This window comes from Curtobacterium sp. 'Ferrero' (assembly GCF_002412165.1).
Taxonomy (GTDB): Bacteria; Actinomycetota; Actinomycetes; order Actinomycetales; family Microbacteriaceae; genus Curtobacterium.
This window is the reverse complement of record NZ_NXIA01000002.1, coordinates 264,259-285,226: the sequence shown is the minus strand read 5'-3', so window position 1 is coordinate 285,226 and position 20,968 is coordinate 264,259. Positions and strand designations below refer to the sequence as shown.

At 68.6% G+C, this 20,968-nt stretch carries 30 protein-coding genes; 12 read left to right on the top strand and 18 right to left on the bottom strand.

From position 1 onward, the window contains the following. Nucleotides 1-134: 134 nt before the first annotated feature. Nucleotides 135-1,250, bottom strand: a complete 1,116-nt coding sequence (locus tag Csp2054_RS03470; RefSeq protein ID WP_096897896.1) for a mannose-1-phosphate guanylyltransferase — start codon at nt 1,248-1,250, stop codon at nt 135-137. Between the two features lie 163 nt (nt 1,251-1,413). Here Csp2054_RS03470 and Csp2054_RS03465 point away from each other — a divergent pair, with 163 nt between their 5' ends. The 6 genes from Csp2054_RS03465 (at nt 1,414) to Csp2054_RS03440 (ending at nt 6,930) form a co-directional block, all read left to right on the top strand. Continuing rightward, nucleotides 1,414-2,652: a glycosyltransferase family 4 protein gene (locus Csp2054_RS03465; protein WP_255252596.1), complete on the top strand. Its 1,239-nt coding sequence runs from the start codon at nt 1,414-1,416 to the stop codon at nt 2,650-2,652. Between the two features lie 75 nt (nt 2,653-2,727). Further along, nucleotides 2,728-3,177, top strand: a complete 450-nt coding sequence (sdhC, locus tag Csp2054_RS03460) for a succinate dehydrogenase, cytochrome b556 subunit (protein ID WP_096897894.1) — start codon at nt 2,728-2,730, stop codon at nt 3,175-3,177. A 19-nt stretch (nt 3,178-3,196) separates the two neighbouring features. Further along, nucleotides 3,197-3,643 (top strand): succinate dehydrogenase, hydrophobic membrane anchor protein, encoded by a 447-nt coding sequence (gene sdhD, locus Csp2054_RS03455; protein WP_096897893.1) that lies wholly within the window; start codon nt 3,197-3,199, stop codon nt 3,641-3,643. A 41-nt stretch (nt 3,644-3,684) separates the two neighbouring features. Beyond that, nucleotides 3,685-5,493 (top strand): succinate dehydrogenase flavoprotein subunit, encoded by a 1,809-nt coding sequence (gene sdhA, locus Csp2054_RS03450; protein ID WP_096897892.1) that lies wholly within the window; start codon nt 3,685-3,687, stop codon nt 5,491-5,493. Then, complete coding sequence (locus tag Csp2054_RS03445; protein WP_096897891.1) at nt 5,493-6,266, top strand: succinate dehydrogenase iron-sulfur subunit; 774 nt, start codon at nt 5,493-5,495, stop codon at nt 6,264-6,266. The genes sdhA and Csp2054_RS03445 overlap by 1 nt, the downstream gene beginning before the upstream one ends. 22 nt (nt 6,267-6,288) lie before the next feature. Then, nucleotides 6,289-6,930 carry a TNT domain-containing protein gene (locus tag Csp2054_RS03440; protein WP_096897890.1) on the top strand — a complete coding sequence of 214 codons (642 nt, stop codon included), beginning with the start codon at nt 6,289-6,291 and terminating at the stop codon, nt 6,928-6,930. Nucleotides 6,931-7,023: 93 nt separating this feature from the next. Here Csp2054_RS03440 and Csp2054_RS03435 read toward each other — a convergent pair whose 3' ends face one another. The 5 genes from Csp2054_RS03435 to Csp2054_RS03415 all read right to left on the bottom strand — a co-directional run bounded on the left by Csp2054_RS03435 (nt 7,024) and on the right by Csp2054_RS03415 (nt 11,291). Next, nucleotides 7,024-7,623, bottom strand: a complete 600-nt coding sequence (locus Csp2054_RS03435; RefSeq protein ID WP_096897889.1) for a DUF805 domain-containing protein — start codon at nt 7,621-7,623, stop codon at nt 7,024-7,026. 137 nt (nt 7,624-7,760) lie between these two features. Further along, a complete protein-coding gene (locus tag Csp2054_RS03430; RefSeq protein WP_096898022.1) occupies nt 7,761-8,693 on the bottom strand; it encodes an NADP-dependent oxidoreductase in 933 nt (310 codons plus the stop codon). A 368-nt stretch (nt 8,694-9,061) separates the two neighbouring features. Beyond that, nucleotides 9,062-9,688 (bottom strand): DUF805 domain-containing protein, encoded by a 627-nt coding sequence (locus tag Csp2054_RS18645; protein WP_176491534.1) that lies wholly within the window; start codon nt 9,686-9,688, stop codon nt 9,062-9,064. Between the two features lie 625 nt (nt 9,689-10,313). Then, on the bottom strand, nt 10,314-10,832 hold the full coding sequence (locus tag Csp2054_RS03420) for a hypothetical protein (protein ID WP_141399104.1): 519 nt from the start codon (nt 10,830-10,832) through the stop codon (nt 10,314-10,316). A gap of 183 nt (nt 10,833-11,015) precedes the next feature. Next, nucleotides 11,016-11,291 carry a hypothetical protein gene (locus tag Csp2054_RS03415; RefSeq protein ID WP_096897886.1) on the bottom strand — a complete coding sequence of 92 codons (276 nt, stop codon included), beginning with the start codon at nt 11,289-11,291 and terminating at the stop codon, nt 11,016-11,018. Nucleotides 11,292-11,344: 53 nt separating this feature from the next. On the opposite strand from Csp2054_RS03415, the gene Csp2054_RS18450 reads away from it, so the two are divergent. Both Csp2054_RS18450 and Csp2054_RS03410 read left to right on the top strand, forming a co-directional pair. After that, nucleotides 11,345-11,479 carry a hypothetical protein gene (locus Csp2054_RS18450; protein WP_255252595.1) on the top strand — a complete coding sequence of 45 codons (135 nt, stop codon included), beginning with the start codon at nt 11,345-11,347 and terminating at the stop codon, nt 11,477-11,479. A gap of 63 nt (nt 11,480-11,542) precedes the next feature. After that, the gene (locus Csp2054_RS03410) at nt 11,543-12,001 is read left to right on the top strand and encodes a TNT domain-containing protein (RefSeq protein WP_096897885.1); all 459 of its coding nucleotides are present in this window, start codon (nt 11,543-11,545) and stop codon (nt 11,999-12,001) included. A gap of 34 nt (nt 12,002-12,035) precedes the next feature. Here the strand turns inward: Csp2054_RS03410 and Csp2054_RS03405 are convergent, their stop codons facing one another. The 7 genes from Csp2054_RS03405 to Csp2054_RS03375 all read right to left on the bottom strand — a co-directional run bounded on the left by Csp2054_RS03405 (nt 12,036) and on the right by Csp2054_RS03375 (nt 15,014). Continuing rightward, on the bottom strand, nt 12,036-12,503 hold the full coding sequence (locus Csp2054_RS03405) for a hypothetical protein (protein ID WP_141399103.1): 468 nt from the start codon (nt 12,501-12,503) through the stop codon (nt 12,036-12,038). Next, the gene (locus tag Csp2054_RS03400) at nt 12,500-12,877 is read right to left on the bottom strand and encodes a hypothetical protein (RefSeq protein ID WP_096897883.1); all 378 of its coding nucleotides are present in this window, start codon (nt 12,875-12,877) and stop codon (nt 12,500-12,502) included. The genes Csp2054_RS03405 and Csp2054_RS03400 overlap by 4 nt, the downstream gene beginning before the upstream one ends. 94 nt (nt 12,878-12,971) lie before the next feature. Further along, a complete protein-coding gene (locus Csp2054_RS03395; RefSeq protein WP_096897882.1) occupies nt 12,972-13,202 on the bottom strand; it encodes a hypothetical protein in 231 nt (76 codons plus the stop codon). Nucleotides 13,203-13,286: 84 nt separating this feature from the next. After that, nucleotides 13,287-13,583 carry a hypothetical protein gene (locus Csp2054_RS03390; RefSeq protein WP_096897881.1) on the bottom strand — a complete coding sequence of 99 codons (297 nt, stop codon included), beginning with the start codon at nt 13,581-13,583 and terminating at the stop codon, nt 13,287-13,289. Nucleotides 13,584-13,594: 11 nt separating this feature from the next. Next, nucleotides 13,595-14,224 carry a hypothetical protein gene (locus tag Csp2054_RS03385; RefSeq protein ID WP_141399102.1) on the bottom strand — a complete coding sequence of 210 codons (630 nt, stop codon included), beginning with the start codon at nt 14,222-14,224 and terminating at the stop codon, nt 13,595-13,597. Nucleotides 14,225-14,229: 5 nt separating this feature from the next. Next, nucleotides 14,230-14,646, bottom strand: coding sequence for a hypothetical protein (locus tag Csp2054_RS03380; protein WP_096897879.1), 417 nt, complete (start codon nt 14,644-14,646; stop codon nt 14,230-14,232). A 158-nt stretch (nt 14,647-14,804) separates the two neighbouring features. Then, on the bottom strand, nt 14,805-15,014 hold the full coding sequence (locus Csp2054_RS03375; protein ID WP_096897878.1) for a hypothetical protein: 210 nt from the start codon (nt 15,012-15,014) through the stop codon (nt 14,805-14,807). Nucleotides 15,015-15,343: 329 nt separating this feature from the next. Here Csp2054_RS03375 and Csp2054_RS03370 point away from each other — a divergent pair, with 329 nt between their 5' ends. Beyond that, nucleotides 15,344-15,985: a TNT domain-containing protein gene (locus Csp2054_RS03370; RefSeq protein WP_176491533.1), complete on the top strand. Its 642-nt coding sequence runs from the start codon at nt 15,344-15,346 to the stop codon at nt 15,983-15,985. 27 nt (nt 15,986-16,012) lie between these two features. Here Csp2054_RS03370 and Csp2054_RS03365 read toward each other — a convergent pair whose 3' ends face one another. The 5 genes from Csp2054_RS03365 to Csp2054_RS03350 all read right to left on the bottom strand — a co-directional run bounded on the left by Csp2054_RS03365 (nt 16,013) and on the right by Csp2054_RS03350 (nt 19,777). Continuing rightward, nucleotides 16,013-16,471 (bottom strand): hypothetical protein, encoded by a 459-nt coding sequence (locus tag Csp2054_RS03365; protein ID WP_141399101.1) that lies wholly within the window; start codon nt 16,469-16,471, stop codon nt 16,013-16,015. A gap of 71 nt (nt 16,472-16,542) precedes the next feature. Next, nucleotides 16,543-16,938, bottom strand: coding sequence for a TNT domain-containing protein (locus Csp2054_RS18445; protein ID WP_255252602.1), 396 nt, complete (start codon nt 16,936-16,938; stop codon nt 16,543-16,545). Next, nucleotides 16,830-17,099, bottom strand: a complete 270-nt coding sequence (locus Csp2054_RS17975; protein ID WP_176491531.1) for a hypothetical protein — start codon at nt 17,097-17,099, stop codon at nt 16,830-16,832. Before Csp2054_RS17975 ends, Csp2054_RS18445 begins: the two co-directional genes overlap by 109 nt. A 16-nt stretch (nt 17,100-17,115) precedes the next feature. Further along, a complete protein-coding gene (locus Csp2054_RS03355) occupies nt 17,116-19,380 on the bottom strand; it encodes a TNT domain-containing protein (protein WP_176491530.1) in 2,265 nt (754 codons plus the stop codon). A 19-nt stretch (nt 19,381-19,399) separates the two neighbouring features. Further along, nucleotides 19,400-19,777 (bottom strand): DUF6507 family protein, encoded by a 378-nt coding sequence (locus Csp2054_RS03350; RefSeq protein WP_176491529.1) that lies wholly within the window; start codon nt 19,775-19,777, stop codon nt 19,400-19,402. Between the two features lie 11 nt (nt 19,778-19,788). Between Csp2054_RS03350 and Csp2054_RS03345 the strand changes: the two genes are divergently transcribed. From Csp2054_RS03345 to Csp2054_RS03335, 3 genes are read left to right on the top strand one after another with little or no spacing between them, the layout of a single operon-like run. Continuing rightward, complete coding sequence (locus Csp2054_RS03345) at nt 19,789-19,986, top strand: hypothetical protein (RefSeq protein ID WP_096897872.1); 198 nt, start codon at nt 19,789-19,791, stop codon at nt 19,984-19,986. Beyond that, nucleotides 19,976-20,323 (top strand): hypothetical protein, encoded by a 348-nt coding sequence (locus Csp2054_RS03340; protein WP_096897871.1) that lies wholly within the window; start codon nt 19,976-19,978, stop codon nt 20,321-20,323. Before Csp2054_RS03345 ends, Csp2054_RS03340 begins: the two co-directional genes overlap by 11 nt. Then, nucleotides 20,320-20,928, top strand: a complete 609-nt coding sequence (locus Csp2054_RS03335) for a hypothetical protein (protein WP_096897870.1) — start codon at nt 20,320-20,322, stop codon at nt 20,926-20,928. The genes Csp2054_RS03340 and Csp2054_RS03335 overlap by 4 nt, the downstream gene beginning before the upstream one ends. The last annotated feature ends 40 nt before the right edge of the window (nt 20,929-20,968 follow it).

Genomic DNA, 20,968 nt, shown 5'->3' with positions numbered 1-20,968 from the left:
CACGACAGTCCGACCGGTACAGAACCCCCTGCTGACGGCTCCGCGATCGGTTACCGGATCGCGACCAGGAGGAAACGTGCCCGTAACGCGCGCCCAGTGTTCCCGGGCCGTCAAGCGCTTTTCGTGGTGGAGCGCTACAGCACGTCCCCACGACCGCTGATCTTCAGTGCGTCCACCACACCCTTGACCCGCTGGGCGTTCGCGCTGGTGGTCACGAGGAGGGCGTCCGGGGTGTCCACCACGACGATGTCCTCGACCCCGATGAGCGAGATCAGCCGCTGGCTGTGCGACACGACGATGCCGCTCGACGAGTCGGCGAGGATGCGGGCTCCGTCGCCGAGCACGGCGAGGTTGTTCGCCCGGCCACCCGACTGCAGCTTCGCGAGCGACGCGAAGTCGCCCACGTCGTCCCAGTCGAAGTCGCCGGGCACGACGGCCATGCGTCCGGCTGCCGCGGCGGGCTCCGCGACGGTGTAGTCGATCGCGATCTTCTCGAGCCCCGGCCAGACGGCGTCGACGACCGCCCCGCGCGACGAGGTGTCCCACGCGTCGGCCAGTTCCTCGAGCCCGGCGAGCAGCTCGGGCTTCGTCCGCCCGATCTCGGCGAGCAGCACGTCGGCGCGCGCGATGAACATGCCCGCGTTCCAGAGGTAGGTGCCCTGCTCCAGGTACGAGCGGGCGGTGTCGAGGTCGGGCTTCTCGACGAAGGACCGGACGGCGTGCGCGGTCGGGGCGCCCGCGATCCCCATGGTGTCGCCGTGCGCGTGGATGTACCCGAAGCCGATCGCCGGCTCCGTGGGCGTGATGCCGATGGTGGTGACGTAGCCGGCCCGGGCGGCCGCGACGGCCTCGCGCACCGAGCGTCGGAAGCCGCGGGCATCACCGATGACGTGGTCGGCGGCGAACGACCCGATCACGACGTCCGGCTCGCGGCGGCGGAGGATCGCGGCGGCCAGGCCGATCGCGGCCGTGGAGTCCTTCGGCTCGCTCTCGAGCACGACGTTGTGGTCCGCGACGCCCGGCAGCTGCGCCTCGACCGCGGCTCGGTGCGCCCGCCCGGTCACGACCATGATCCGTTGGTCGCCGGCGAGCGGCGCCAGTCGGTCCCACGTCTGTCGCAGCAGCGACGTCCCCGACCCGGTCAGGTCGTGCAGGAACTTCGGTGCGTCGGCTCGGGACAGCGGCCACAGCCGTGAGCCGATGCCACCGGCGGGGATGATCGCGTAGAAGTCTCGGAGCTCGTCTGCCACCCGCTCACCGTACCGGTCACGGCGGGTGCGACCTGGGCGCCGCCCGCAGGTTTCCCGCATGCGGGCTCCCGCAACCGCGCACGACCTGTTCACCCCGTCCGTGCCCGCCGTTCACGCGGCCTCCCCTGCCCGGTCACGCCGCCCGCGGAGCATGGGACGCACCATGAGCGCACGCAGCGTGGAGCGCGGCACGTCCCAGCGGACCGTGGCCGTCGTCACCGAGAGCTTCCTGCCCACCCTCAACGGCGTGACCACGAGCGTCATCGCGGTCCTGGACCACCTGCGACTCCGCGGCCACCGCGCCGTCGTGATCGCGCCGGACACCCCGGGCATCGCCCAGCTCCGGCCGAAGGACCACGTCGAGCGCTTCAACGGCTACGACGTCCACCGCGTCCCCGCGGTCGCCTACCGGCAGTTCCCGGTCGCGCTCCCCCACCCGGTCCTGGACACGATCCTCGCCGCCTCCGGCGCCGACGTGCTGCACGCCGCGAGTCCGTTCCTGCTCGGCGGTCGCGCGATCGCGGCGGCCGGGAGGCTCGGCATCCCCTCCGTCGCCGTCTTCCAGACCGACGTGGCCGGGTTCGCCCGCCGCAACGGCCTGACCGCGACCGTCCCGCTGGTGCGCCGGATCCTGGGGCGCATCCACGCCGGGGCATCGCTGACGCTCGCCCCGTCGAGCGCGACCGCGGCGATGCTCGCCGAGGACGGCGTCCCGCGCGTCGCGCGGTGGGGACGCGGGGTCGACACGGCGCTGTTCCGCCCGGAGCGCCGCGACGCGGCGCACGTCCGCGCGCTCCGCCGCCGGCTCGCGCCGGACGGCGAGACCATCGTCGGCTACGTCGGTCGGCTCGCACCGGAGAAGGAGGTCGAACGGCTCGCCGAGCTGGGCGGCATCCCCGGGATCCGGGTCGTGGTCGCAGGAGGGGGTCCCTCCCGGCCGCTGCTGGAGCGTCGGCTCCGCCACCTGGACGTGCACTTCACCGGCCCGCTGCGCGGCGACGCGCTCGCCGACGCGTACGCGGCGCTCGACGTGTTCGTGCACACCGGACCCGCCGAGACCTTCGGCCAGACCCTGCAGGAGGCGCACGCGAGCGGCCTGCCGGTCGTGGCACCCGCCTCCGGCGGCCCCGTCGACCTCGTCGCGCCGGGGCTCGACGGCGACCTCTACGACCCCGACGCGCCGCAGGCGCTCCGCCAGGCCGTGCTGCGGCTGCACCACGACCGCGCGCTCGCGGCGCGGATGGGCTCGGCCGGGCGGCTCCGGGTGGAGGGCACCACGTGGGAAGCCGTGGGCGACCAGCTGCTCGCCCACCACGACACCGCCAGGACCATCGGTGCGCCGCCGAGCGCCACGCGAGCGGTGCGTGCACGTTGGCACGAGAGTGTCAGCGCGCGAGCATAGGATGGACGTGTTCCACAGAACACGAACGGCAAGGGCTCGCCGATCGGCGAGCCCGTCCTATGGGAGGACTCGCTCATGGCCGAGCAGACCGCAGGGGGTACGGCGACCGCCGGACCCCAGGTGACGATCGAGGCGCCACGCGCTTCTCGGACGCCGCAGGGGACCCTGTACCGGGGTTCGACCGGCATGTGGTCCTGGGTCCTGCACCGCATCACCGGTGTCGCGATCTACTTCTTCCTGCTCGTGCACATCCTCGACACGGCGCTCGTGCGGGTCTCGCCCGAGGCCTACAACGCGGTGATCGGCACGTACAAGACGCCGATCATGAACCTCGGCGAGATCGCGCTCGTCATGGCCATCGTGTTCCACGCGCTCAACGGCCTCCGCATCATCCTGGTCGACTTCTGGTCGAAGGGCCCGAAGTACCAGCGCGCGATGTTCTGGATCGTGCTGGTCGTCTGGGCGATCCTCATCGCAGGCTTCCTGCCGCGCCAGCTCATGAACCTCGTCGCGGACTTCAACTGAGGCCGGAAGGAGCCACACGATGACCACGCAGACCATCGAACCGCCCCGCTCGGCCGGCGCAGCCCGCCGCACCACCAACTGGGAGAAGTGGGGCTGGATCTACATGCGCGCGTCGGGCGTCCTGCTCGTCGTGCTGATCTTCGGCCACCTGTTCGTCAACATGGTGGCGGGCGAGGGCGTCAAGCAGATCGACTTCGCGTTCGTCGCCGGCAAGTGGGCGAACCCGTTCTGGCAGGTGTGGGACTCGCTCATGCTGGTGCTGGCGCTCGTCCACGGTTCGAACGGCATGCGGACGATCGTCAACGACTACGTGGCGAAGCCGGGGATCCGGAAGACGCTGCTCGTCGCGATCCTCATCGCCTGCGTCGTCCTGATCGTGCTCGGCCTGCTCGTCTGCTGGACCTTCGACCCGTGCCCCGCCGGCGCCTCCGCCGCGGACCTGCCGTCGTTCTGCCCGGCACGCTGACCGCCCCGCACGCCCGCCCGACCCCCTAGCGAAAGACCCCAGTGGCACTGAACACCCCGACCGACACCACGGTCCACCACCACCAGTTCGACGTCGTCATCATCGGCGCGGGCGGCGCGGGCATGCGCGCGGCCATCGAGGCCGGGCCGAAGGCCAAGACCGCCGTCATCTCGAAGCTCTACCCGACGCGGTCCCACACGGGCGCGGCGCAGGGCGGCATGGCCGCGGCGCTCGCGAACGTCGAAGAGGACTCGTGGGAGTGGCACACCTTCGACACGATCAAGGGCGGCGACTACCTGGTCGACCAGGACGCGGCCGAGATCCTCGCGAAGGAGGCGATCGACGCCGTCATCGACCTCGAGAACATGGGTCTGCCGTTCAACCGCACGCCCGAGGGCAAGATCGACCAGCGACGCTTCGGCGGCCACACGCGCGACCACGGCAAGTCCCCGGTTCGCCGGGCCTGCTACGCGGCTGACCGCACGGGTCACATGATCCTGCAGACGCTCTTCCAGAACTGCGTCAAGCTCGGCGTGAACTTCTTCAACGAGTTCTACGCGCTCGACCTCATCATGGTCGACGTCACCGGCGACGACGGCGTCACGCGCAAGCAGCCCGCCGGTGTCGTGGCGTACGAGCTCGCGACCGGTGAACTGCACGTCTTCCACGCCAAGGCGATGATCTTCGCCACGGGCGGCTTCGGCAAGATGTTCAAGACCACCTCGAACGCGCACACCCTGACCGGCGACGGCGTCGGCATCGTGTGGCGGACCGGCCTGCCGCTCGAGGACATGGAGTTCTTCCAGTTCCACCCGACCGGGCTCGCCGGGCTCGGCATCCTCCTGACCGAGGGTGCCCGCGGCGAGGGCGCGATCCTCCGCAACGCGTCCGGTGAGCGGTTCATGGAGCGCTACGCCCCGACCATCAAGGACCTCGCCCCCCGCGACATCGTCGCCCGGTGCATGGTGCAGGAGGTCGCCGAAGGGCGCGGTGCCGGACCGAACAAGGACTACGTGCTGCTCGACTGCACGCACCTCGGCGCCGAGGTCCTCGAGACGAAGCTGCCGGACATCACCGAGTTCGCCCGCACCTACCTCGGGGTCGACCCGGTCGTGGAGCCGGTCCCGGTGATGCCGACCGCCCACTACGCCATGGGCGGCATCCCCACCAACGTCAAGGCCGAGGTGCTGTACGACAACACCACGGTCGTGCCCGGCCTCTACGCCGCCGGCGAGTGCGCCTGCGTGTCCGTGCACGGGTCGAACCGACTCGGCACGAACTCGCTCCTCGACATCAACGTGTTCGGCAAGCGCTCCGGCAACAACGCCGCCGAGTGGGTCCAGACCGCCGAGTTCCTCCCCCTGCCGGAACACCCGGAGCAGGGCGTCAAGGACATGCTCGACCAGCTCCGGGCCTCCACCGGGACCGAGCGGGTCGCCGCCCTCCGCAAGGAGCTCCAGGAGGAGATGGACCGGAACGCCCAGGTGTTCCGGACCGACGAGTCCCTGGCGAAGGTCACCGAGACGATCCACGAGCTCCGGAACCGGTTCCTGCAGGTGTCCGTGCAGGACAAGGGCAAGCGGTTCAACACCGACCTGCTCGAGGCGGTCGAGCTGGGCTTCCTGCTCGACCTCGCCGAGGTCGTCGTCTACTCCGCGCGCAACCGCAAGGAGAGCCGCGGTGGCCACATGCGCGACGACTACCCGAAGCGCGACGACGAGAACTACATGCAGCACACCATGGCGTACCTGACGGGCGACCCGCACTCGTCACTCGCCGACGACCACATCACGCTCGACTGGAAGCCCGTCGTGGTGACGCGCTACGAGCCGATGGAGAGGAAGTACTGATGACCGACACCCTGGTCTCCGACGCCCCCCGCACCAAGACCGTGCAGGACGCCCCTCCCGGCTCGTTCCCCGTCACGATCATCGTCCGCCGCTTCGACCCGGACGTCGACGACGAGCCGCGCTGGCAGGACTTCGACGTCATGATGCTGCCGACCGACCGCATCCTCGACGCCCTGCACCAGATCAAGTGGGAGCAGGACGGCTCGCTCACGTTCCGCCGCTCCTGCGCGCACGGGGTGTGCGGGTCCGACGCGATGCGCATCAACGGGCGCAACCGGCTGGCGTGCAAGACGCTCATCAAGGACCTCGACGTCTCGAAGCCGATCTACGTCGAGGCGATCAAGGGCCTGCCGCTCGAGAAGGACCTGGTCGTCGACATGGAGCCGTTCTTCGCCTCCTACCGCGAGGTCCAGCCGTTCCTCCAGGCCTCGACGGCTCCGGAGAAGGGCAAGGAGCGTGTCCAGTCCGTCGCCGACCGTGCACGGTTCGACGACACCACGAAGTGCATCCTCTGCGCCGCGTGCACCTCGTCGTGCCCGGTGTTCTGGACGGACGGCCAGTACTTCGGCCCCGCGGCGATCGTCAACGCGCACCGCTTCATCTTCGACTCGCGCGACGACGCGGCGAACGTGCGCCTCGACATCCTCAACGACAAGGAGGGCGTGTGGCGCTGCCGCACGACCTTCAACTGCACCGACGCCTGCCCGCGCGGCATCCAGGTCACCAAGGCGATCTCGGAGGTCAAGCAGGCGATCATGCGGGGAAAGGCATAGGTCGGGCCGCTAGGCTCCCGCCATGACGTTCGCGGACACCCGCCCCATCCTCGACCAGCTCGGCTACACGGTCCGCTACGTGCAGCTCCCCGGTGAGACCCTGCACGAGCCGCCGGTCGAGGGCGCACTCCGCATCGCACAGTCCGGGGCGGACGAGTACGCCCTCGAGGTCGTCGACTACGGCACCGCACGCCGCCTGGCGACGGCTCGGGGCGAGGAAGACGCGGTCGAGATGCTCCGCCGGTTCCTCAACCGTCCGTTCCCGGCGCCGCGCGACATCCCGCGCCACGAGCTCGACGGGCTCCGCGACCGCGCGGCGACCACGTACCCGCAGCTCGCGCAGCAGGTGGCGCAGGCCGGCGAGCGCGGTCTGACGATCCAGGTGCCGGCGGGCGTCCCCGTCGACCGCATCGGCGGGCCGGACGGCTACCTGCTCCACCCGCTCGACACCCCGCTGCACCAGCGTTCCCTGCCGCCGCACGTCGCGCAGGCACCCGAGACGCACCGGTACCTCGTGGAGCGGCCGTTCCTGGTGACGGTCCGGTTCGTGCAGCCCTGGTTCGACCAGCCAGGAGGCGCACTCCGCTTCGAGACGGCGGACCCGTCCGTCACGGTGCGCGACCTCGTCGTCGACGGTTCGCTCGCCCGGCTCCGCGTGGTCTGAGCGAGTCGACACGCGCTGAGACCAAGCAGGACGGCCCTCCCCGATCGGCTCTCGCCGACCAGGGAGGGCCGTCCTGCGTGGTGACGAGTCCGGTCAGCCGCGGTGGGGCTGGTCGAACCGCGCACCCTCGGGCTTGGAGGGGAGCAGGTAGAGGACGAGCAGGATGATGCCGCCCACCACCGGGATGAGCCCGAGGAAGATGAAAGGCCCGGCGAAGTTGCCGTCGTGCAGACGCCGCCACGCCAGCGCGAGGTTCGGGATGATCGTCGCGAGTCCCCAGATGCCGAGCAGGATGCCGCCGATGATGAACAGCGGGGACGGCGAGGTCATCGCGGAGGTCGAACCGTACGTCGTCGAGACCGTCTGGTACTGCGACGTCGCCGCACCGATGCCGTAGATCGCGTAGAGGACCGCGACCACGATCACGTTCGCGAGGTACCACCACCAGAACTCGCTCCGGCTCGCTCGACCGTCGAACCGGACGTACTTCTTGAAGAAGCGCTTCACGGCGTTCGGGAACGAGATGCCGTACCACGGTGCCCACAGCGGCGGCTCGCCGTTCGGGCCGGTCGGCGCGGGCTGGCCGTACTGCGGCTGCCCGTGCGGCTGCTGGCCGTACTGCGGCTGCTGGCCGTACGGGTTCTGCGCGGGCTGCTGTCCGTACGGGTTCTGCGGCGGGTACTGGTCACTCATCAGGAATCCCCCTGCTGGATGTGGACGGGTCGGTGTGATCGGGTCGGCCGCGGATGGCCCGCGACGAACTGACGGGGTCAGCGACACCGATCCAACCAGGAAATGTTCAGTTTCGCTCGCCCGGCGCTGCACCCGGTTCAGGGGACGAGCGCGAGCTTCCCACCCGGGTGCTGCGACTCGAGCAGCTCTGCAGCCGCCTTCGCCTCGGACAGCGGGAACGTGCGCGCGACCGGCACACGGAGGTCACCCGCACCGGCGAGGTCGATCAACCGCTGCCGCACCGAGTCCCGGAACGCCTTGCTCTCGGGCTGCGCACCACCGACGGCCCGGATGCCGTCGTCCTGCGCGCGCCCGAACGCCGCGATCGTGACGATGCGGGAGCGATCCGCGACCAACGCGAGCGAGACGTCAACGGCCTCGTCGGTCCCGACGCAGTCCAGTGCCACGTCGATGCTGGACGTTGCGCGTTCCCGGACCCGTGCCTCCAGGCCGTCGCCGTAGGCGACCCACTCGCCACCGAAGTTTCGGACCGTGTCGGCGTTGCGCTCCGAACTCGTCCCGATGACCCGCGCGCCGAGGAGCCGCAACTGCTGGAGCAGGCTGACCCCGACGGCTCCGGACGCGCCGTGCACGAGCACGGTGTCGTTGCCCGATGCGCGCGTGACGCGGAGCATGTCGGCCGCGGTGGTCCCGGCGAGCAGCAGGTTCGCGGCTTCGGGGAAGTCGAGCGAGGCCGGCTTCGCGAAGACGTCGGGAGCGGGGACGGTGATCCGCTCGGCCCATCCGCCCGCCACACGGAAAGCCAGGACCTCGTCACCGACCGCTCCCCCGCCGGACGCGATCGTGGTGTCCGGGCCGATGGCACTGAGGACACCGGCGACCTCGTACCCGATCGCGATCGGCAGGTCGGACGGGTCGCCCTGCCGCGTGTGCTTCGTGTCCGCGGGGTTCATCCCGGCGGCACGGACGTCGATCGTGACCTCGCCCGGGCCCGGTGCCGGGACCTCCACGTCGACGTACTCGAGGACTTCGCTGCCGCCAAACCGCGGGGCCACCCAGTGCTTCGTCATGGGGTGGACGCTACGCCGCGGTGCCCCGAGGAGCGCTTCCCGGAGTTCCCTGTACCGCACGAACCCCCGCACGCGGCTCACGAAGTCGTCGATGGCCGCAGCGCGATCCGCGTGGTCGGTGACGGATTCCTCGGTGCACCGTTCCTTCGTCGTGGAGACCCGCCATCCGTCTGCTGTCTCGTAGATGCACGGCGTGTCCACGTCGTTCGACGGCCGCCGCATCCAGCAGAAGGGGATGCCCGCGGACTCGGCCGAGGCGAGTTCGCGCACCGCGTCGACGTAATCAATGAGTTCGTCCTGTTCTCGGTGCTGGGAGGTCGTCCTCGTCCCCCGCGGTGAGGAGGTGCGAGACGGACGAGCGAGGAGCCTCAGCCCCGATCAGGCCGGTCGTACCGCTGGCCCCGGGGAACGGTGCCGATCAGGCCGACGATCAGCGAGAAGATGACCCCGATCGGCGGGACGATGAAGAACAGTGCGAAGTACCCGCTGAGGTTCACGTCGTGCAGGCGCCGCACCGTGAGCGCGATGAACCCGAGGATCGTCGCGAGCGCCCACAGGCCCTGCACGCTGTTCGACCCATCATCGGACCGGAAGCCCAGCGCGCTCCCGATGAGGCTCGCCGCGACGTTGCCGATGACCCACCAGAGTGCCCAGAACCAGTACTCGCTCTTGCTCGCGCGACCGTCGAACCGGACGTACTTCTTCCAGAAGCGGACGAACGCGTGGGGGAACGGGATCCCATACCAGGGCGCCCACAACGGCGGCTGACCCTGCTGCTGCCCGTTCGGCGTCGGAGGGCCGTAGGGGTTCTGCGCGCCGTACGGCTGCTGACCGTGCGGGTTCTGGGCCCCGTAGGGCTGCTGACCGTACGGGTTCTGCGTGCCGTACGGCTGCTGACCGTACGGGTCCCGCGTGCCGTACGGCTGCTGCCCCTGCGGCTGCTGACCGTACGGGTCGTGGTCCTGGCCGTACGGCGGCGGGTACTGGCTGCTCACGAGTTCGTTCCTTCCGGCTGCCTGTCGGCGCTCACGCTGTCGGTGCACACAGATTCAAGCAGACCGTGACGCCGCATGCGTCACCCGAACGGACGACTCCGGTCGATCGAGGCATGACCGCGAGCGACAGGCGGACCGCGTCGTCGGTTCGCTCGCCTCCGCGCCGAGACGCTGCCGGTGTCCCCTCCAGCGCGGTGCCCCACCGTGTTGCGTCCTGGGCGCGCGTGATCGCGAACATGGCGGCAGTCGTGCCTGACGAGGATGGCGCCTGTGACATTCTCCGGTCGTTCCTCAGGCGTCCGGTCGCGCCGCTGCGTTCTGTCCCCGCTGCAGAGCCGAAGCGTTTCCGGGATTCGTCCGAGGCGTACCTGCCCGAACTCGCCCAGCAGAACCACGCCGGCCACGGGAGCATGCTCAAGTCAAGGCCGGCGCCCCGACAACACCTTCCGCCCGTCGACCGCACACCGGTACGTGACTGAGCGAAAAGTCCTCGTGCACGCTCAACTCACGCTGGTGTGGTTCCCTCAGTCCGATGGCGCGCTCCGCTTCTCGATCGCCGGTGACTCGCTGACCATCCGTGACCTGCTCACGAGCGGTGAGCTCCGAAGGATCGCCACAGGGGTCTTCAGCTCGGTGACGCAACGGCGAAGGCCGCTAGGGAGTCGGACTCGAGCGCGCACGACTCGATCCGGTGGAGCGGCACGCGAGCGACCGTGGCGAACTGCACGGCCGGCGCGACGAAGCGTCCGCCGCCGAACCACGCTCGGTGGCCGACCCCATCGACCTCCCAAACGAGGAGATTCTTGCCCTTCTGGATGGTGAGGGTCATTCCCTCGGGGAGTTCTTCGGGACGATTGCGCAGCCAGTTCGCGCGCCGGAGACCGGCCTGGTCCCGGAGCACACCCGCTGCAGACGTCGCGATCCACCGAGCCGCATCCTCCGGGTCCTCGAACACGACTCCGGTCCAGTCCCCAGCCCCGCGGTCACCCCGCCAACCGGCGACTCCGTCATCGCGAACCACCCATCGCTCGAGAGTCTCGAAGTTCCCGAACTCGACGACCCTGGACTCGACCGCAACACGCTCATGCCCGGCGCGGTGCAGGAGATCCAAGAGCAGGTCCCGGTGCGGGATCACCAGTTCCAACCGCTCACGAGAGGATCCCGAGGTTTCGGAGATCGGTTGCCGACGAGAACCCCATGGGCGGCCCCGGCTTCATGAACCGGACTCGCAGCCCACCATCAGGGTGACCGAAAGCTGGCGCGCCCTCGCTCGAGCACACAGCCCTTCGCAGCTGGTGTGCAATCACCCCGCTTCGCGCTGTCCCGGTCAGCAACCGACGCCGCTCGCGATCAGTTCCTTCAGGTCTCTGAGCAGCGTGATGAACGGCTCCAGTGCTTCGGATTCGTCCTGGAAGTCCCTCGGGCCGATCTCGACCGCTCGCTCGTCCGTGGACACGACCCGGTAGCCGTCGCTCGTTTCGAAGACCGCGACGGCATCCGGCTTGCCAGCAGGTACCTGGAACCACACGGCCCGCTCGAGACCCTCGGCAGCGATGATCTCCTCGGCAGTTGCGCGATCCATGCTCTCCTCCTTGTGCTGCAACGCAGTCGTCAGAGCCCTCGATGAGCGCGAGACGCTGTTGCTACGCTCGTCGGGTGACGTTCCAGCAGTTGCGCGCCGATCTCGATCTCCGTGGCTTCGGTCCGGAGACTATCGCGCTCCCGGGGGATCCCCCGACCGGGCCCATGCTCGAGGGTGCGCTCCATGTCATCGCGCGGGACAACGGCTAGCAGCTGCAGTGTGTCGACTACGGACGGCCTCGCGGCATCGCCTCAGCCTCCGACATCGCCGGTGTGTCCGCGACCCTGCTCGCCTTCCTCGACCGACCCATCCCGAGTCCCCTGACGATGGCACGGGCCGAAGTGGACGCCATCGAGTCGAGACTGGCTCCGTACTACCCGGAGCTCCGCCAGCAGATCGCGGCGCGGGGCGGAATCAGCTTGATCCAACTTCCCCCGGGCGTGCTCGTCGATCGCATCGGCGCGATGGACGGCTGGCTCCTGAACCAGCTCAACTCGTCGTTCGAGTCACGGTCACTCCCGCCGACGGCGCTCCGCCGACCATCCGGCGTGCACCAGTTCGTCACCGAGGCGACGGTGCTCGTCCAGGCTTCGATCGTGCAGCCGTGGTTCGGGCAACCGGGTGGCGCGATCAGGTACACCATCGCGGACGAGTCGCTGACCGTTCGTGACCTCCTCGTCGAGGGATCGCTCCGACGCATCGCCGCGCCCGTCCGCGCTGCCGAGATGTAGGCCGACTGGATCACCGAACGACTAGAAATCCCCGTCAGGTCCGAGCGGCCCGCGCCAGCAGCACCTCGATCGGGGTGTCCCGGGACCAGGCGGCCAAGCAGAGGTTCTTTCGTTCGCCGAGGGCGGTCGTGGCCATCCGATGCGTCCCGTCGTCCGAGTCCCACGAGACGTTGAGCTTCGTATCGTCGACGACGACGTCGTCCGGCCAGGTGTACCGAACGTGCGCGTCATCCCACGGTTCCGGAACGATCTCTGGTCGAGCCGAGATCAACAAGTACCGTTCGGCGTCGGCCTCATGTGTGAAGGTCGTCACGATCCGCGACGATCCCCGCTGCCGCTCGAACACGGCGAGCGGCTCCGCCTGGATGCCGAGCTGCGTTTCCAGGTCGCCGAACTGCACCAGGACGTTCGGCTCCCGTGGGATGCCGCTCAGACTGGCCGGGTCGGGTTGTGGATTGCCGAGGACCGCTCCGATCGCTCTCGCGCGTGAGGTGGACATCATCGGATGAACGCCTCTCGTGTCATCAGCGCCGATCTCCCGGAAGCTGGATCGGCCTCGACAAGGTCACGCACCCGAACGGCGTTGCCATCCGGACCGAACACGTGTACTTGAAGTCCACCGCCCGGTTGCGCGAGAGCGGGGTCGATCCTACTGATCTCGATCGAGTATCCGTGCTCCTTGATGTACCGTTCGACGAACTCGGCGCGGCTCATTGCCGACCCGTCGGGATGGTGACCGTGGAACCCGTCGGGGCGGGCACTGCTCGTGACCAAGTGCCCATCGCCGAACCCCACGCGTGCGAGTAGGTGGCGCAGCACGGCGAGTGTTCGATCACTGAAGGCGCGCTCGTGGGGCAGACTGGTGCGAAGCGTCACGACGGATCCGTGGATGTCGTCCGAGAGAGCGCCGTCACTTCGTTGGCCAGCAGGGTGACCGCGAGCTTGGTGGCACCGGGGTCTGCGCCGACGATCACGACGAACCGGGCTCGATCGTCGCCGCGATGCGGTGCGCCAGGTCCTCGTCGATGACGTGCGGGTAGTTCGAGCCGTACTCCCACCAGGAGGAACAGACACCACACCGGTAGAGGTCACACTGGTAATCGAGGCTGACGCCGATCAACTTCGGCTGGTCAGAGGTCGAGATCCAGAACTCACGACAGAATCTGCACCCCTGATCGTGGAACGGGATCGTCTCGGCCATCCGCTGCGCTGGCCCGTCAGCTGTTTCGCGGCGCACTGGCCACGATCGACTCGACGACCTCGGGGTCGAATCGCAGTTGGTGATTCAACGCCAGTCCCAGGAGAACTTCCACTCGAGCGCATCGATCGCTGCCGAGTCGAGCTCGGGGTGGAGTCGCGAGAAATTATCCTTGAACAGGTCCATTCCACGGATCAAGTCGTTGTCGACGGTCGCCCAGTCGATCTGCGACAGGGTCTTGTAGTCGCGCATGATCTCCTCGAGATCCCGTCGGACGGAGTCGGAGGTCGGTGCCACCGCGCCCCACGACTCACCCGGGGTCGCACTGCGCCCCTTTCCGATGAGTTGCACCACGGCCTGACTGAGGGCGGCATCGACGACCAACTGGTTTCCTTTCACTCGGGCCAGATCACCCGGGTGTACCCGGATGCCGGATCGACCTGCACGATCTTCGTGATGGCAGGGTTGTTCTTCAGGGCCTCGAATTCACGCGTCACCCAGATACTGGTGGGTCTGATCCCTGTTCCACCAATCAGGTGTACCTCACCGCTTGCTCCTTCGGCGAACTTCTCCGAGACGGTTCTCCACGCTTCCACCGTCCGCGGCTTGCGGGCGTCGTACTCGGGCATGGTGGTGTCGAGTTGCCTGGCACGTCTTCTCCCTGTTGCTCTCGCGGATCGCCCATAGATGAGGATGGGGTCCCAGTGACCGCCGTCGAGGAGCTTGAACACGACGGAGCCGGCTGGCATCGGGATGCCGCCCTCGACGACGAACTCGCGGGTCTCGTTGATGCAGAACTCGCCACCGATCTTGACCGCGGTGTGTCCGCCCGGGACGAAACGCCCCCACCCGCCGACGTCGGCGAACGTCAGGAGTCGCGCGGCAAGACCATCGACCGGCACGACGACGCCGAACATGTCGCCGCCGGTGTGCCATGCCTTCATCGCCGACGGGACCATGCCCGACTCGATGCTGGCGCTCAGCGCATCCGTCACCTTGGCGGCATCCGCCTCGAGCATCATCAACACAGCTAGCGCAGCAGCCCGTGCTCCCTCAGCCGATCCATCGGCGACTGCGCAGTCACTACGTCCATGACCTGGTCGAATGGAAGCGTACGTACCCAGCAAAGCCGGTACGCCGCACTCGCTTGCGGAACGCCGTATGCCCAGACCGCGTGTTCATCTGCGCCGTCCACCCAGGAGAAGGAGTACGCGCCGCCCTCAGTTCTCACCTCGACGTCGTCAGGAGCCGTCGCGCGATCCTGAAACCATCGCCCAGCCGAACGATTGCGCCCGCCCCGGATCGCGATGAAACGCTCGGCGTCCTCGAGATGCGTGAATTCCGCACCTTTCTCCTCGCGCGCTCGATCACGATCCACGAGGACGTACCGAGCTTCGCTTCGCTCGATCCGGCTCGACGTCTCGATGTCTCCGTATTCGAAGATCACACCGGCGCCCCGGTTCAGGTTCGGAATGCCCGGCCAATACGGAGGCACTTTCCCGACGAAGGCGCCGAGTTCGACTGTATGAGGCAGGGTGGCAGGGAGGCGCGGTTGCCGGACCGGATTGGGTGACCCGTCACGCTGCCAAGGGTCCGCTCGGTCGTTCAACGCCAGTCCCAGTAGAACTTCCACTCGAGCGCATCGATCGCTGCCGGGTTGAGCTCGGGGTGGAGTCGCGAGAAGTTCGCTTTGAACACGTCCATTCCACGGATCAAGTCGTTGTCGACGGACGCCCAGTCGATCTGCGACAGGGTGTTGTAGTCGCGCATGATCTCTTCGAGATCCCGTCGGACGGTGCCGGAGGTCGGTGCCACCGCAGCCCAGGACTCATCCGGGGTCGCACTGCGCTCCTTTCCGATGAGTTGAACGACTGCTCGACTGAGGGGGACGTCGACAACCAACGGATCTCCGATCACGCTTGCCAGAGTATCCGGGTGTACCCGGATCGACCTACACGATCCATGTGGATGCTGTTTGAGCAACAGCTGTAGCAGCGTCGACTCTCCCTACTCAGTCGCAAGGAGGAGCTAGAACACCACTGATCCAAATGGCGCGCAGACGACCAACTTGCGCGATAGTCATGAACAGAGTCTCACTTGCACGATTGCTTCTTCTGCGCTTCGGGGTCCGGTGTCCTAAAGCCGTGACCTTCGCATCGCTCCGCGCAGACCTCGACCGCTCCGGATTCACGTCGCAGTTTGTCGGACTTCCGGGTGACGTTGTGGACCGTCCGCCTCTCGAGGGTGCGCTCCGCGTCGAGCAATCAGCCCTTGGGTTCGAGTTGCAGTCCGTCGATTATGGCCAGGCGAGGACAGTCGCCCGCGCAACGGACGAGGAAGAAGCGTCGGAACTCGTCCGTTCAGATCTGCGCCGGCCGATCTCAGAACCGCGGTCGATCACTACAGAAGAACTCACCGAGCTGCGCCGCTCGTCGGAACGATACTTGCCAGAGCTCGCCGACCGGATCCGCTCATCGGGCGGCCAGGTGCTCATTCAGCTGCCCCCTGCGATCCCGGTCGACCGTGTAGGCGGCCCAGACGGATGGCTCCTCAACCCCTTCGGCGCGCCGTTTGAATCAAGGTCGCTCCCACCGAGCGCTCTGTCGCTGCCGTCCACGGTGCATCCGTACGTGACCGAAGGTGATGTGCTTGTGCATGCACAGATCACGCTTCCGTGGTTCGGACAGCCGGGCGGGGCACTTCGATTCTCCATCGCCGACGAGTCCGTGACGATCCGGGACCTGCTCGTCAGCGGCGCACTCCGGCGAATCACCGTCGGACGATGACAGCCGTCGACCCTTTCCGGACGATCGCTAGCGTTCGGAGGCCTCAGCCGCGAACGCGGCTCGAGAGTCAGGCTGCACGGCACACGCCTCGATCCGGTCGATCGGCACCTGCGCCACGGTCGAGAACTGCACCGCGGACATCCTCGGCAGCGCGCCACCGAAGCGGGCCTTGTGTTCTGTGCCCGACAAAACCCAGCTGAGAACAACCCCGTCGCCGTCCGCGCAGAGCGTGAAGCCCTGAGGAAGCTCTTGCTCACGATCATGAAGCCAGTGCGCTCTGCGCAGACCTCTGGCATCCCGAAAGAATCCGCACGCCTTCGTGATGATCCAGGTTTCCGCATCCGCCGCCGACTCGAACCGCGTGCCTGTCTCAGCGCCCGTCCCCCGACTCCCGCGCCATTCGATCACCGAGTCTCCGGTCAGTGCGAACCGTTGCAGGGTTTCCAAGTCGCCGTATTCGATCTTCTGTGGCTCGACGACCACCAAGTCGTTTCCCGCTCGCAGCAGAACGTTTTCGAGGAGTTCCCGGTGTTGGAACTCACGGGAGGTACGCCGACTCACGAAAGAATTCCCATATCTCTCAAATCCGTGACGGAGATGAACTTGGGCGGGACACAGGGCTCGAAGTGGCGCACCTGCAGGCCGCCACCCGGATGGCCGAACGCCGGCGCGATCTCGCTGACCTCGATCTTCAACCCTTTACCCTCGAAGGCAGCGGCATCGAAGTCGAACGTCGAGTACTGAGCGCTGAGGTTCGACGGAGGCAACGCCCGCTCCTCGAACGACCTCCACCTGCGTTGTCCGCGACCACGACGGGAAGGGCATTGAGCGAACCCGTTTCGCGTTAGTGCCCGAGGAGCTTCTTGCGGAGCTCCTTGTACCGGACGGCACCCTGAACACGGCTTACGAAGTCTTGCACCGCAGCCGCGCGATCGGAGTAGTCGCTGACAGATTCCTCCGACGCCCGCTCGTCCGTCGTCGAGACGCGCCATCCGTCCTCGATCTCATAGATACACGGCGTGTTCACGTCGTTCGACGGTCGCTGCATCCAGCAGAACGGCACGCCGGCGGCTTCGGCCAGGGCGAGCTCACGCGTCGCGTCGATGTCATCCATTAGTACGTCCCGTCGTTCAGGGCAGTTCTCGGAGCACGCCGAGGACCTTGAGTATCTCGACCGGCAGTGGGAGTTGGACCTGCACGCCACCGCCAGGTGATCCAAAGCGGTCGACCGCGGCGATGTCGCCACGGAAGGTCCCGAGTGAAGCGAGGTCCGCTGGTGACTTGCCGCGGTTCTTGAGCAAGGCGTCGACAAGGTCCTTGTATTCGCCGTCCAGAGCATCGTAGGCGCCGCGGAGATCGCCTACATCGCGCACGACCTCGTATCGGTGGTATTGGTGCGGGTCTTCGAGGTAGGGCAGTCCTCGCTCGTCGTACGGGTACGGCCCGCTTTCCGGAACCGGCGAGGTGAAGCGTCCGTCGGGCGGACCGTACCGGTCGAGAACGGATCCGACGGGCGGGTCGTAGGGCGTCCGATCGACCGTCCCGTCGGGTCGAGACGCGAAGCCCTCGTTGTCGACGCCGTCCCAGTTGATCTTCCCGTCAGCCGTGAGGACCTCCGGTCCCTTCGGGATCTGCACATCGTGCGGCCACACTCCTGTGGATTCGAACTGCCGCGCCAACGCTCCATCACGGGGCCATTGCGACTGGAGGTAGTCGTGCAGTTGGGACGGTGAGAGCCCACTGTCCGCAACGAGGTGACCAACGTCGTTCCCAGCGGAATCGACCGAGACGTGTGAGTAGGCGGGTGGAGCTGCGCCGTCGCTCAGAGGCCGGTCCCCGGTCGCGTCAGAGGACTGGCCCCCGGTGGGATCTCCTTGTTTGTCCCCGCCGTCCGGCTCGCTCCTGGTTCCCGTTGCGTCATCCGCACCGTCGCGTCCGCCGACCCCGTGATCCGCGTCGGCACCGTGGCCCGAGCCGCTGTGCCCGGCCCCACCGGTCGACCCCGACTCCGAACCACCGCCGTGCGTCGTCGTCGTGCTCTCCCCGTGCCCTCCGGCCCCGACGAGCTCCGGCTCCCGCACCGGCGGCGCCTCGACCGTCGAACCACCGGCGTGCGCATTCGCGTTCGCGTCGACCCCCGCCTCGGACCGCACCGGCGGGACGTCGACGTCGCCACCGTGGTGTCCGTGCAGGAAGTCCCCGAGCCCGGTCTTGAAGTCGGCGATCTTGCCCGAGAAGCCGTGCAGCGCGTCACCGAGTCCGGCCGAGATGATGTTCTTGAGGTCCCCGAGCTTCGGGAGCACCGCCGTCAGTCCCTTCGACGCCCACGCACCGGCATCGACCAGGTCGAGCACCTTGCCCGCCTTGCCGACGACCCCGGCGACCTCGCCGACCTTGCCGGCCGCGCCGACCTTGCCCGCCTCACCCGCGACCGGGATGACGATCGAACCGATCCCCCACAGCGCCTGTCCGAACGCGCGACCGGGGTCCTTGCCCCACTCGTCCCAGCCGACGGTCGCCTTGAGGAGCTCGGTCCACGCCTTCTGCTGGAGCTCGGGATCCTTCCGCCCGGTCTTCGTGTCGAGGCCGGTCAGCGCGAGGATGCCGCTCCACGAAGCTGCGGCGGTGTCCCAGTGGAAGCCTGTTCCGTCGAGACCGACGAGCGTGCCGAGCCCCTTCAGGGTGCCCCAGACGCCGTCGACGAGAACGCCCTTGACCATGTTCGGCAGGAAGTCGACGGTCTTCTCGGAGCAGGACTCCTTCCGGTCCGACGCCGCCCCCCACGGCAGCTTCGTCCCGGCGGGCAGCGCGTCGTAGCCGTACCCGAGCCCGTCGTCCTTGCCGTCGGCGCTGATCGAATGCAGCGGCGGCAGGCCGGACAGCCCGCGGATGGTGTTCGCGCAGGTCCGTTCCGCCGCCTGGTACGCGACGACCTGGGCGGCGACGCCGTTGATGATCGCGTTGTTCTCGTCGTTGAGCGTCTCGTCCTGGTCCCAGGACTCGGTGGTCGCCGCGTTGCCGTACTGGGTCGTCGTCTGCTTCGGTGTGAAGGCCGCGACGTCCCGGTGCAGCTGGTTGCCACGCGTGACGTACGACTTGAGCTTCGCGATGATCGGCGTGACCTCGGTCACGAAGTCGTCCAGCGCCTTCGCCGCGGTGTCCAGGTTGTCCCCGAACGAGGTGCCGTGCGGCCCGATGGGCGTCATCACGGCGTACAGCTGCTCGTCCGCCGGCCCGGAGTACACCCCCGAGATCGGTTGCCACGCCGTCACGACGTCGGCGGTGCCGTCCCGCACCGCGCTCGCGACCGTCCGGAGCTCCCGCGCCCCGGAGGTGATGCCGGTGAGGTCGACGTCGGTGTACGGGATCTCCCCGACCTTGACGAGTCCGCTCATCGCTCCGTTTCCCCCGTCGTCAGTTCCCCGGTGCGCCGTCGAACGCGGAGAAGTTCCCGTTGCCGGCCGCCACGACGGCGGCGGCCTGCGTCTTCGACGCCATCTCAGCATCGCCGTGGTCGATCGCACGGGTCGCCCCGGCAGCGCCGAGCAGCGAGGCCTGGATGCGGTTCTGGATGCCGGTCAGGGTCGGTTGCTGGTGCTCGAAGAACTCCGCGAGCGCCTCGCCGATCACCTGCGACTGCGCCGCGGTCGCCGCAGACTGCACGGTCGCGGCCACCCCAGGCTTGCTGCCGTCGGCAGTTCCTCCGAGCGCGTCGGTCACCGCTGTCGCCTTCGTCGCGACGGCGGTGAGGACGCGTTCGACCCCTGCGGGGTCGACCCGCCAGCCGTCCACCACGTCAGCCGATGTTCCCACCAGGACGCGGACGGCTCGTCCGCCGCGGGACGGCCGCCCGCATCGTGCAGGTGGCGCACTTCGCCGCCGCCCCGACGACGCGGCCCGTCCGAGCCGACGCTGCGGGACAGACCACCGTCCTCGACCCGGCCACCGCCGTCGACCCGACCACCGTCCTCGACCCGGAGGGAGCCGTCGATGCCCCGTGAGGTGCTGATCCTGTCCGCGCGGGCGCCCGGCCTCGCGGACTTCGTCGACGCGGGTGCGGGCATCGCCCCGGACCTCCGCGTCCGCACGCTCGAAGGCGGCGCCGTGACCGAGGTCGTCGACCGCCGTGGCAACGCGGTGCTCAGCGTCCAGGTGCCCGAGTACGTCGAGAACACCGCGGAGTCCGCGCGACTGGCACCCTGGGCCGCCGTCGACGGCCCGGTGTGGTGGACCGAGGCATGGGCGCCGTGGGGGCCTGCCGGTGAGGTCGGCATCGCGATCGCCCGGTCGTTCGCGGCGACGCTCGGCGCACAGGTGCTGGTGGAGGACGGCTCGTGACCGGTCTGCCCCCGACCTCGGCGCCGCTCCCCCCGATGCCCGGTCCGCGTCGTGCCGCGCTGCACCGTGCCCGGACCGTACTGGTCTCCGGGACGGCGGGCGGCACCGGGACGACGACGGTCGCGGCGTTGCTGACGGACGCCATCGGTGGGCGGCTCGGCGTGGTCGTGCAGGCGACCGACCACTCCGGCGGTGAGCTCGCCGCTCGTCTGCCCGTCCTCGAACCCGCGACCTCACGGGTGACCGTGCACGACATGGGGGCGCACGTCGGACCGGCGGCTGCGCTGGCCGCGACGCCCGAGAACTGCGTCGTCGTGGTGGGTCGCGCCACGGTCGACGGGATCGCGGACGTGCAGACGGCGCTCGCATCGATCGCGCACGGCACCGATCCCACACTGCTCGGCCGGTCCGTCGCGGTGCTCGTGGACCGTGCGGCAAAGCCGGCCACGGTCGACACGGGGCCGGTACGCGACACCGGCGTGGCCGGGATGGTCGTGCTCCGCGCCGACCGCGCGCTGGCCCGTCCCGGCCGCATCGTGGTCGCTGACCTCGCCCGCGCCACCGCCACCGCGACGGACGAGCTCCTCAGCGCACTCGGCTGGTGAGGCGACGCCGCCGCCGACCACACGACGGACGGGAGGCACG